This is a genomic window from Fodinibius sp. SL11 (assembly GCF_052060035.1).
In the GTDB taxonomy this organism is placed as follows: Bacteria; Bacteroidota; Rhodothermia; order Balneolales; family Balneolaceae; genus Fodinibius.
This window is the reverse complement of record NZ_JBPOEA010000001.1, coordinates 303,518-314,480: the sequence shown is the minus strand read 5'-3', so window position 1 is coordinate 314,480 and position 10,963 is coordinate 303,518. Positions and strand designations below refer to the sequence as shown.

Here is a 10,963-nt window from a genome sequence, read left to right as displayed (position 1 = left end):
GAGAGATATTTCTTCAGAAATAGAGTCGTTATTAATGAACCGGATCAATAATTTAAGCATGACGAAAACAAAGGACCTTCGCCAAATTAGTTTAGAAGGGGTCAGTAGTTTTGATGGTATAAATACCATGCTGAAAGATAAAGGATCAAATATTAGACTTGCCTATGCCGAAACTGTAACCAAAAAAGATAATAATAACCGTGCTTCGGGACAGACTATCTTCGCCAACGATCGTACCAAGCAATTGACGGCCCACTGGGTACCCAACGACAGCCGTCGTAATGCCGATGGAAATAACCTTACCTATATTGTTTGGGATATTTTTGCTCCGGCAAATTTTGGTTTTACGAATCAATTTGATGGGACAGCGGCAATTGACGCTTCGTTTGATACATGGAATACCATTAAAACCAATGCAAAACTGGAGATCGTCAAGCGATCGAACACGCAATCTAATCCAAGCTTTATATTAAGCGGTAATCCTTTCTTGGCAGATATTTCTCAAGTTGGTTTCCTACCTGGTATATTTTTTGAGACTTATGTAGGATCAGGGTCCAGTAACAATGTATTGGGAGTAACTTTTACATTTGTCTTTATTGATGAAGATGGAAACCCAACCGACATCAATAACGACGGAGCCGATGACACCGCCCTCAAAGAAGTTTGGTACAATGATGATTTTACTTGGACTGATTCTGGAAATACAGCTACAGAAATTGACTTAGAAACAGTGGCCCTGCATGAAAATGGTCATGCATTAGGTTTTGGTCACTTTGGTAAAATATCTGTTACCAAAAATAACAAGCTGCATGTTTCACCTCGTTCAGTGATGAATGCCATAATATTGGGAACTCAGCGGACGCTACTGGGAACTGACCAAGCTTCTTATAAAAGCATTTATGGTAATTGGCCCGCTAATTAATGTCATAAAATTCAATAAGGACTCTTCAATATGTTGAAGAGTCCTTATTTTCTTAGAGGTCAGAATATATCAGTAAATAAAACAATAAATCACTGGTAGTTGGGTATCGCCTTTCTTTTATAACCTACTTCTTCGATCGAGCTTTTTCGGTAACTTCTTAGATTTAGTATTCGTCATCAGTTTAACAGATATTTGGTGATCTGGATGCTAATCAACTCTCGCTGTAGCAATGTGCACAATCTGTGTTCTATTATTAAAAAGCTACCGATAACTTCAACTGGCTTGAACACCAGTTGAAGTTTTATTATGCCATTTCCTCGACCACTTCTTCGTAGGCCGCTTTTACTTTAACCCCGGCAATCGCTTCATTGACATTAAAGAGATGGTCACCAATTTTCTCCAGCCGGTTCAAGTAATCAAGAAAGACAAATCCCACCTCATTGGAATACACATTATTCTCAAGTTGAGAGTAGTGAAACTCCTGCAAATTATCCCGGCATTCATCAATGGCATCTTCGATTTCAATCGATTCTTGTAAATTGATTTTTCCGTTGGCTTCAGAGAGGTTATTTCGAACGTTTTGGATGGCATCGTGTACCAGATCGAGCAGCTTGTGAATTTTCTCCATTGCTGTTTGGGGTAGTTCATAGCCTTCCCCTTGCATTCGCTCAAAGGTTTTCGACATCTGATAGTAAATATCGGCCACCCGTTCAAGGTCATTGATCATACTGTGCATTCCGCGGATACGTCGCGTCGATTCCTCGGTAATATTATAGCTGGATATCTTGGTCAGGTACTCCGCTATTTCCAGCTCGATATTATCGGTTATGCCCTCTCGTTTCTCAATTTTTTCAAGAAATTTATCCTGTTTATTCTGCTTGTTAAACAATAATCCTTCAATGCTAAAGTGCATCTTGTCGATCAGACGGGCAAAAAACTGGATCTCTTTGTGCGCTTGCTCAATAGATAGTTCGGGCGATGACATCATCCCGGATGAAATATACTTTAAACGCGTCTGGGTGTCCTCTTTTTCTTTCTGATACTTCTCTACCAACTTGACAATATATGGCACAAAGCCAACGAGCAACAATACGTTTATTACGTTAAAGGTGCTGTGGAAGAGCGATAGTGCCAAGGTAGCATTAGCTCTTCCCATCTCACTGGTGGCATGCATTACGGATCCCGCTCCAGGAGCGAAATATCCCATAAGGGCGTCAATCCCCAAAAGAAAAGGCTGCATAAGTATCATCATCCATAGTACACCGAAGATATTAAACACAAAGTGAAATCGAGCGGCCCTTTTGGCGTACACATTCCCAACCACGGCAGCAATATTAGCAGTCACCGTCGTTCCAATATTTTCGCCCAGTACCATGGCCGCCGCAATAGGAAAATCTATCCATCCCTGAAAGAGCATCACGAGGGTGATGGCCATTGCTGCCGAAGAAGACTGTGTTAGCAACGTTAACAGCGTACCCACGATCACAAAGAGCGCAATTGAAAGGAAACCAAATTCGGTAAATTGATTCAAAAACTGAAACATCTCAGGATTTTGCTGGATGTTCGGCACCCCATTTTTAATGAAATCAAGACCAATAAACAGTATACCGAAACCAATCATCGATTCTGCCAAGTTACGCAGCCGCTCACGACCAAAAAACATAAAGGGGAAAAACACCCCAATCATAATCATCGCAAGAGGCGTAATTTGCATCTTAAATCCAAATACCGAGATAATCCATGATGTGACCGTAGTACCAATATTAGCACCCATGATAACGCCGGTGGACTCCAGAAACGTAATCAGCCCCGCATTGACAAAGCTCACTACCATGACCGTTGTAGTGGATGAAGACTGTGTTATCGCCGTCGTGCTAAAGCCGGTAAGGATACCGCGAAATCGTGTACTGGTCATTCCTTTAAGGATAGCCCGCAGCTTATTACCTGCCACTTTTTGCAGACCATCACTAAATACTTTCATCCCATAAATGAAAATTCCCAGTGCCCCAATAAGTTGTAGAAAATCCCAAAAGGTATAACTCATGATTCAGTTTATTTGTGTGCTGATCTGTATTGTAAGTCCATATTTGGAAATGGTGCAGGGCAAATATAAAAGATGTCAGTATCTTTTGACAGAAATAGTAAAACGAAAATTAATGTCATTAGTAATAAACAACTCATTGCTTTATAATACTTTTGTAAAGCAACAAAACTTCGCAAATAATGATGAAATTTACTTTTGACAATTTTGCAAAACGCGGATGTATTACCCTATTGGTTATCATGTCAATCACCTCTCTTTCTTGTGGCCAGGCTCCGGGTGACCAATCCGATGTAGATTGGCTTATTGAAGTTCTTGCTATTGAAGATAGCTCCGTAGTCGCAGATATCGGAGCCGGAGATGGTGATCAAACACTGGCCATCGCCCGACATATAGGTCCAGAAGGTAAAATATTCAGTACAGAATTGACAGCCCTTCAAGAGCTCCGGGCAGCCGTAAATGAATCTGATTTAGAAAATATTACTGTGCTCAAAGGTCTTCCTAACAACACTAACCTACCCCGGGAATGCTGCAATGCTATATTTATGCGCCGAGTGTATCATCATATTGATGAACCAGAAGCCTTTAACGCGAGTCTGTATCAATCTCTCAAACCGGGTGGGCGATTAGCCATTATTGACTTTAAACCACGTGGCTCAGAATCAGAACCCGAAGGGCGCGATTCTGGAAGTCAGCATGGTGTTACTGCTAAGACAGTTATAAAAGAACTCAAAATGGCGGGCTTTTCCCTGCTTAGTTCTGCGCAGGGATCAGGTCGAGATATCTATGTCGTTATGGAAAAACCATTAGCCAATTGAATTAGGAGGCAGTGCTCACCAAAGCTGCCATAACTATGAATAATACAAGAATAAAAACGCGGTGGTCGATTAAAACATCGGTTGCATTTTTCACGGGACTTATTGGTTTGGGCTGTTAAAACTATGCTTCGGCCCTCATTTACCAGCAAGCTCCCCCATTCGGAATTTTCCGATATGCTGGATGAACGCATTCCCCGAATTTTGAACAACTATGCTATTCCGGGCGTCAACATTGCACTAATCAGGGAAGGGAACCTTATCTGGAACAAATCTTATGGATATGCCAACCTTCAAACACAGCAACCCATGACAACCGAAACTTACTGTCGAGTGGAATCGATCTCTAAATCGGTTCCAGTCTGAGGCGTAATAAAATTAGTTGAACAAGGCATTATTGACCTGGATGACCCTTACTAACAAATTGTGTTTCTTTTCTAAACTATCCTCGGTATACCTGCTTGGACTCATTTACCTAATACCGTTTACTTTAATCCAGCTACGGGGATAAAAAATAATTTATTTTTGATTGTAGAGCTTAAAATTTGCTTGAATTTACTTTATCCATTGGGCTTTTCTAAGTAGATTATTAGTAACTATTTCCACCAAATGACCGGAGGTTGACTATGAGTTACGGACACGTAAAATCAGGGGATCGTATCAACCTACAAACACTGCGCGAAGAACTTAAAGTAGACACCACCTATGCGTTGGTAAAAACTGATAAGATGGAAGTCATTCGCATGGCACTCCCTAAGGGAAAGACCGTTGAACAGCATTCTGTTGACAGCGAAATATCTGCCCTGTGTCTAAAAGGGAAAATTCTATTTCACATTGACTCCAAAGCAGAAACTCTTATCAAGGATGACTGGCTCTATTTAAAAGAGGGACAACCTTTTTCGTATAGTGTAAAAGAAGATACTATCCTACTTATCACAATTGTATTCGGCAATTAATGCGATAAATATTTATGAATATTATCATCATCGGTGGTGGCTTATGCGGATTAACCACGGCATATCTACTTGAAAAAGAGGGGTTTAATACTAACATCCTTGAGGCACGAGACCGGCTCGGTGGACGTATTTACACATCCCGCACCGAGAACGAAGCTCCCATCGAAATGGGGGCAACTTGGCTGGGCAAAAAGCATCAGCACTTAACTGACCTCCTGGATGAACTCAATATAAGTATTTACAAACAGTATATGGGCAGTAAGGGATATTATGAGCCTATGTCCATTTCGCCGCCGCAACTTGTTGATTTGCCATCCAACGACGAACCCAGCTATCGTATTAAGGGCGGTACAGACAAATTGATTCAAATACTAAATGACCAATTACAGCAAAGCAATATATTGCTGAACCAGCAAGTTACATCCATCCATAAAAATGAGGGTTCTCTTGCCGTGAAAACAAGTACCGAACATTTTAGAGCGGATATCGTTATCAGTACGCTGCCACCCAAACTATTGGTGGATTCCATTGCATTTAAACCTACTCTGCCAGATACTCTTGTTGATACCGCAGAAGAAACACATACCTGGATGGCTGAATCAATCAAAGTTGCTCTCACTTTTGAAGATCCATTTTGGAGAGCCGACAGTTCCAGTGGCACAATTTTCAGTAATGTAGGTCCCGTCACTGAGATGTACGACCACTCCGATGAGCAACAATCCCGATACGCCTTAAAGGGATTCATGAACGAAGCTTATTATTCGGTATCTCGAGACGAGCGAAAAGAGTTAGTACTCAATCAGCTCCGCAGGTTTTACGGTCAAAAAATTGATAACTATCTCTCCTATCACGAAACAGTATGGAAGAATGAACCCTTTAGCTTTGCAAGCTACGAGACGCATATCCTTCCTCATCAACATAACGGACATACTGTTTTTCAAACTCCATACTGGGATCACCGATTAATTATATCAGGATCGGAAACAGCAAATGAATTCCCCGGCTACATGGATGGTGCGCTGGAAAGTGCTCAACGAACAGTTAACCAACTTATAGCGTCCAATCCATAACTTACTCAGTTAACCACATTAACGTATCTACGCCATCGGGTTTCCATGACAGTGATGGTTCTTGAGCATTGTTCAATAATTCTGTTTCGTGCTCAATTCCAGAAATTTCCACTTTAGAATCAGTTACATAAACACTTTGGAGTTGGGATTCGTAATATCGAGCCAACTCTGCCACGGCTGGCTCATCACCCTGTACCCAGTAGCATACAAAATCTTGATCTAACTCCAACCCACCCTGTTGCAACAAAAAGTACTCTAACCAGACTTGGGGTCGTTCAACGGCCATATTATAAGCAACTTGTTGCTTAAGTTTTGGAGATGGATAATCGTGCTGAGGATTTTCGACCCAGAAGCGTTTAACTTGATCTATCAGTTCTTCCTGAATCTCATCCAAAGAAAAAGGAGAAACCACAATGGCAACCGATCGGCACCCTTTTCCACCATACCGGAATATAGCTTCCGTCAAATTTTGCATGGTCTGTTTATCCTTTTTATCACAATAAGCCATTGAAAAATGAGCGGTACGAATCAGAAATCCTGCATCTTTTTTCGCTAAATTCAACCTTTGAATAGCCTGTTTTACCTCCGGCACTGATGATTCTGATCCTGCAAAAATAATTTTATCATGCGGCATTCCTTCAAAATCATCCAGACGATGTGTCCATTGCACGTCCCGATCAGACCATACATCGGTTTTCTTAACTTCATTTAAAAAAGTAGGCAATAAGTACGGGTCCTTGCGCGAAATTTTACCTGTATAACGAGCACCACTCAAGAGCGTAGCAAAGGCATCTTGAAAGCCCACCAGCGGCAAATTTCCGGCATGCAGGCAAAGTATATTATTGCCGGATGCATCCTGCTTGTCAGTTATCCCAGCACGGTTAATCCACTCCTCGATCGACTTCCGATTAATGCTTTGCTTTATCGTCCGAATGCTATGTTTTACATCCTCCAAGCTAAAATACCCTTCTCGCACGGTGCGGTCGATGGCGTCCAACAGGTAGTGATTATCATCGCTGAGCCAATTTTCAGAAGCTTTAAGCAAGGCTGTTATTCGTTGTTCGGTATCGGTCATAAAGGTAACTGTCTTTTAAATCTATGCGCCCTTAATTTAATCTTCGTCAATTAGAAAATTACAGCCACGTAAATCCTTGGGATTCCATCGTCCCAGCACCTGAAAGCGACCTTTTTTATCCATCACACCTTTATCTCCCGTTAACAAAAATGAACAGCTGTGAATGTTTGCCAGATCAATCACACCAATTAATCCTTCTTTGTATGGCGGTAATATGTTCTTTGGATTCTCAGGATCGCGTATCGTAACCTCCATCCACGGGACAGTAGAAAACCACTTCCCCCCTGAAGCATACGCCTGACTTAACAGCTCGGCCATGCCATACTCGGAATGAATACGACTGCCATCCAGTCCAAAACCTTTTTCCAATTGCCGATGCAGCTCCGCACGCGAAAGCTGGCGACGATGGGTTTTCATTCCTCCGGTCTCAATAATAAAACTATTAGAGGGCAGTTTAAGCTCTTCAATCTCCAGTAGGTCGACTAACCCAAAGGCTGCACCGAATAAAATTAACTGTTTCTCTTGCCGCTTAACTTCTTTCACTGCACCGGGATTCACTGGCTCGTCCAGCGGTAAAAATCGACTTAATCCACTGTTATCCTGCTCAATTAGGGTTTGGATCATGTAGATCAGTGAGGAATGTGGATTGTCAGCATAGCCCGGCGTATAGCCCCAAATTACAGCATTATCCAAGTTATAAAACTGACGAAATCCCTTTAACAGCGACTGCTCATAAAGCGTAGAATCATACACCCGATGAATACTCCGCTGCATATCGGAAGTCCCACTGCTTTTAAATACAACCTCAGGCTCTTCTTCGGGATGGGTTGTGACTTTTGCATCTTTGAATGCTTTGATGGGCAATAATGGTATACTATTGGGATCATCCCGAGCTACTTTCAAATCGATATTCAAAGCCTTGCAGTATCTCTGATATACCACATTGTTCTCAAACTGGTATTCGAAAACCTCCTTGGCTTTCTCCTCAAATGAAAGTTCTCCCGAAAAAATAAGTTTTGCCCAATTATTCATATAATAATATTTAAACCTGCCACTAAGCTACGTATAGCTCTACAAAGTACCATTGCCAAAATCCTGTATTAATCTGCTAAATCCCTGTTATTCTAATCCCACACGTTTAAAAATACGATCCACATTCCGGGTGTGGTGATCCAGATCAAAAGCCTCCTCAATTTCCTCATCAGTGAGATTGGCCTGTACCGTTTCATCAGCCTCCACCAGATCACGGAACATCGTCTTTTCCTCCCAAGCCTTCATCGCCAGCGGCTGCACAGTGTCGTAAGCTTTTTCACGCGACATGCCGGTATCAATCAGTTTGTGCAATACGCGCTGTGAGAACGTAAGCCCAAACGTTTTATAGATGTTGTCGTGCATATTATCTTCGAAAATCGTAAGCTTTTCGACTACCCCCGAGAAACGATTAAGCATATAATCCAGCAAAATCGTAGCATCAGGCAGAATGATGCGCTCAACGGATGAGTGAGAAATATCGCGCTCATGCCAGAGCGGAATATTTTCATAAGCCGACATCATATAACCGCGTAGCACACGTGAACACCCCGAAATATTCTCTGAGCTGACCGGATTCCGCTTGTGCGGCATCGAGGATGATCCCTTCTGTCCCTTCCGGAAAAACTCCTCCGCTTCTCGCACTTCGCTACGCTGCAGATGTCGTATTTCCACCGCCATCTTTTCCATCGTTGACCCAATAAGTGCCAGCGTAGATATGTAATCTGCATGCCGATCCCGCTGCAGTGTTTGCGTAGATATTGGGGCTGGAGAAAGTCCTAATTCTTCACAGACCGATGCTTCAACTTCCGGGGGAATATTGGCAAAGGTTCCCACCGAGCCACTCATCTTTCCAAACTCCACATTCTTGGCTGCCTTCTCAAACCGCTCTTGGTTCCGCTTCATCTCTGCATACCAGAGCGCGCATTTAAGTCCAAATGTGGTGGGCTCAGCATGCACCCCGTGGGTACGCCCCATCATCACAGTGTATTTGTGCTTTTTAGCTTTCTCAGCCAGTACATCAATGATATGCTGAATATCTTTTCGCAGGATCTTGTTAGCCTGTTTCAAGCGATATCCATTGGCCGTATCTACAACATCGGTGGAGGTAAGACCGTAGTGAACCCACTTTTTCTCTTCGCCGAGCGACTCCGAGACAGATCGCGTAAAAGCTACTACATCGTGACGTGTTTGTTTCTCGATTTCCTTAATCCGATCTACATCAAATGATGCCTTTTCGTAGAGCTTGTCGACATCTTCTTTGGGAATTTTACCCAGCTTGCTCCAGGCGTTACAAGCAGCCAGCTCAACCTCCAACCACGCTTGGAATTGGTTTTCCAGCGACCAGATATCGGCCATCTCCTTACGGGAATATCGCTCAATCATTGCTAATAAATTTGGACTTTATTTAAATAGAAAGTTCGTCCAAAGATATTGCTTATTTCTTTAAAAGTAAGGCAAAATGAGTATTAAATAACGAGTTCGAAAAACTCATCTCTCATTTACAACTATTGCCGAGGAATCTTAATCCAACTTCCTTGTTCAACTGTTGCATCGTCATCAATCTGGTTGATGATAGCCACATCTTCAGACGTTATATCCATTGGTAAATTATCTGTAAGTGACGACAGTGGCTGCGATCGATCCATCCTTTTTGTTTGCAGGCGAACTGGCTTCCGGTTCAACTTATCCTGATCGGTAAGCTCTTCAAACGAATAGCTGGTTTGCTCAAAGTTTGGTTGATAAATGCCAAATTTGTCAGCCAGACTATAATTGGTGAAACGATAGATATTGCCATCATACGTAACAGCGTACACTAAAAAACGATACTGGGTTCCATCTTCAGTCGTAGCAGTAGCCATCGCCCGATAACCATTTAATCCATTTTGCCGGGTAGACTGCTTCGACTGTACGGTAAAGCCATCCTGACTGACATAATTCATTACCGATGTTTGCGGCGAATCAGCATTAGCATCGATTTCCATAAGTGAAATGGCATCCTGCTCCGGACTAACCGCGGCAACAAGAGTAGGCTGATTTACGACCTCCCATTTATCCGGATAATCAAACAGAAACTTTAAATCCGGATGATAAAACACACCATTTTCAGTAAAACCTTCTCGCGGATTTACCCCGTAAATAATGCCATCAATCACCTTCATATACTCATCGGCATTTTCAACATTCTGTTCATATCCCCTTTGGCGCCACTGTTCGGCCAGTTCGGGAATACGTTTGGCTCGCTCGGAGGGATCGGGATGCGATGATTGCCACGTAGGAATAGTGTGCCCCGACTGGTTTGAAATTCGTTCCAAAGCAGAAAAGAAACCGGCACCATCTTCAGCTTCATATTTTTTCATAGCGGCATATTCTACCCCCAGCTCATCAGATTCGCGCTCGTCATTACGTCCGTAGCTCAGGAATAAAAATTGAGCGGCCTGACCTCCCAGTTGCAGCACACTTTGTCCCGGCACTCCAAGCAATTCTTCACCGGCAACCGCACCGCCAATCAATGCAATTTGTCCCAATTGCTGTTCAAGAGCACGCTGTGAGGCATGTCGTGCCGCCACATGGGCTATTTCGTGGCCAAGTACCACAGCAAGTTGTGCTTCATTTTCAAGATGAGCCAGCAATCCGCGAGTGACGTAAATATATCCACCGGGTAAAGCAAAAGCATTTACCACCGGGCTATTCAAAACTCGAAAATAGAATTCTGTATTCCGATATTGAGGATCGGCATCTTCGCGCCGCATATGGCTAACCTCCAGCACCTCTTGCCCAATACGCTCAACATATTGCTGTACCTCTTTATCATCATAAACTCCATACTGCTGTTGAATTTGTTGATCAGCCTCCTGCCCAATCTGTAATTCCTGCTGCCAGCTGTAACCATAAGCTCTTTTAGATCCGGTAATAGGACTTTTCTGAACAGAACAAGAACTTATAAAAAATGAAAGTACAAGGGCCGTGATAAATAATCTTAGAGAAGGTATCATTTCTTTGATGAATTAAATTCGGTAGTAACCATATATAAATGTACACAATTTATATATGT

The 10,963-nt window shown here is 42.5% G+C and carries 10 protein-coding genes; 5 read left to right on the top strand and 5 right to left on the bottom strand.

All coding sequences use genetic code 11. The annotated features are described in order from the left end of the window. Positions 1–58: 58 nt before the first annotated feature. A complete protein-coding gene (locus tag ACQ76V_RS01260; RefSeq protein WP_440998649.1) occupies positions 59–922 on the top strand; it encodes a matrixin family metalloprotease in 864 nt (287 codons plus the stop codon). A 304-nt stretch (positions 923–1,226) separates the two neighbouring features. Here ACQ76V_RS01260 and ACQ76V_RS01255 read toward each other — a convergent pair whose 3' ends face one another. Then, a complete protein-coding gene (locus ACQ76V_RS01255; RefSeq protein WP_440998648.1) occupies positions 1,227–2,966 on the bottom strand; it encodes a Na/Pi cotransporter family protein in 1,740 nt (579 codons plus the stop codon). A 179-nt stretch (positions 2,967–3,145) separates the two neighbouring features. Between ACQ76V_RS01255 and ACQ76V_RS01250 the strand changes: the two genes are divergently transcribed. From ACQ76V_RS01250 to ACQ76V_RS01235, 4 genes are all read left to right on the top strand, one after another. Continuing rightward, positions 3,146–3,781, top strand: a complete 636-nt coding sequence (locus ACQ76V_RS01250) for a class I SAM-dependent methyltransferase (protein WP_440998647.1) — start codon at positions 3,146–3,148, stop codon at positions 3,779–3,781. Between the two features lie 123 nt (positions 3,782–3,904). Continuing rightward, the gene (locus ACQ76V_RS01245; protein ID WP_440998646.1) at positions 3,905–4,144 is read left to right on the top strand and encodes a serine hydrolase; all 240 of its coding nucleotides are present in this window, start codon (positions 3,905–3,907) and stop codon (positions 4,142–4,144) included. A gap of 260 nt (positions 4,145–4,404) precedes the next feature. Then, the gene (locus ACQ76V_RS01240; RefSeq protein ID WP_440998645.1) at positions 4,405–4,734 is read left to right on the top strand and encodes a hypothetical protein; all 330 of its coding nucleotides are present in this window, start codon (positions 4,405–4,407) and stop codon (positions 4,732–4,734) included. A gap of 14 nt (positions 4,735–4,748) precedes the next feature. Beyond that, complete coding sequence (locus ACQ76V_RS01235) at positions 4,749–5,804, top strand: flavin monoamine oxidase family protein (RefSeq protein ID WP_440998644.1); 1,056 nt, start codon at positions 4,749–4,751, stop codon at positions 5,802–5,804. A gap of 1 nt (position 5,805) precedes the next feature. On the opposite strand, the gene ACQ76V_RS01230 is transcribed toward ACQ76V_RS01235, so the two are convergent. The 4 genes from ACQ76V_RS01230 to ACQ76V_RS01215 all read right to left on the bottom strand — a co-directional run bounded on the left by ACQ76V_RS01230 (position 5,806) and on the right by ACQ76V_RS01215 (position 10,904). After that, positions 5,806–6,879, bottom strand: a complete 1,074-nt coding sequence (locus ACQ76V_RS01230) for an acyl-CoA reductase (RefSeq protein ID WP_440998643.1) — start codon at positions 6,877–6,879, stop codon at positions 5,806–5,808. 36 nt (positions 6,880–6,915) lie between these two features. After that, the gene (locus ACQ76V_RS01225; protein WP_440998642.1) at positions 6,916–7,911 is read right to left on the bottom strand and encodes a LuxE/PaaK family acyltransferase; all 996 of its coding nucleotides are present in this window, start codon (positions 7,909–7,911) and stop codon (positions 6,916–6,918) included. 87 nt (positions 7,912–7,998) lie between these two features. Further along, the gene (purB, locus tag ACQ76V_RS01220; RefSeq protein WP_440998641.1) at positions 7,999–9,294 is read right to left on the bottom strand and encodes an adenylosuccinate lyase; all 1,296 of its coding nucleotides are present in this window, start codon (positions 9,292–9,294) and stop codon (positions 7,999–8,001) included. A 122-nt stretch (positions 9,295–9,416) separates the two neighbouring features. Continuing rightward, positions 9,417–10,904, bottom strand: a complete 1,488-nt coding sequence (locus ACQ76V_RS01215; protein WP_440998640.1) for a M48 family metalloprotease — start codon at positions 10,902–10,904, stop codon at positions 9,417–9,419. Positions 10,905–10,963: the final 59 nt, after the last annotated feature.

What these genes read in the sequence shown, in the direction of transcription:
- ACQ76V_RS01240 (WP_440998645.1), top strand. Translation starts at nt 4,405, where the DNA reads ATGAGTTACGGACACGTAAAATCAGGGGATCGTATCAACCTACAAACA.
- ACQ76V_RS01235 (WP_440998644.1), top strand. Translation starts at nt 4,749, where the DNA reads ATGAATATTATCATCATCGGTGGTGGCTTATGCGGATTAACCACGGCA.
- ACQ76V_RS01225 (WP_440998642.1), bottom strand. Translation starts at nt 7,911, where the DNA reads ATGAATAATTGGGCAAAACTTATTTTTTCGGGAGAACTTTCATTTGAG.
- ACQ76V_RS01260 (WP_440998649.1), top strand. Translation starts at nt 59, where the DNA reads ATGACGAAAACAAAGGACCTTCGCCAAATTAGTTTAGAAGGGGTCAGT.
- ACQ76V_RS01230 (WP_440998643.1), bottom strand. Translation starts at nt 6,879, where the DNA reads ATGACCGATACCGAACAACGAATAACAGCCTTGCTTAAAGCTTCTGAA.
- ACQ76V_RS01215 (WP_440998640.1), bottom strand. Translation starts at nt 10,904, where the DNA reads ATGATACCTTCTCTAAGATTATTTATCACGGCCCTTGTACTTTCATTT.
- ACQ76V_RS01245 (WP_440998646.1), top strand. Translation starts at nt 3,905, where the DNA reads ATGCTTCGGCCCTCATTTACCAGCAAGCTCCCCCATTCGGAATTTTCC.
- ACQ76V_RS01255 (WP_440998648.1), bottom strand. Translation starts at nt 2,966, where the DNA reads ATGAGTTATACCTTTTGGGATTTTCTACAACTTATTGGGGCACTGGGA.
- purB (WP_440998641.1), bottom strand. Translation starts at nt 9,294, where the DNA reads ATGATTGAGCGATATTCCCGTAAGGAGATGGCCGATATCTGGTCGCTG.
- ACQ76V_RS01250 (WP_440998647.1), top strand. Translation starts at nt 3,146, where the DNA reads ATGATGAAATTTACTTTTGACAATTTTGCAAAACGCGGATGTATTACC.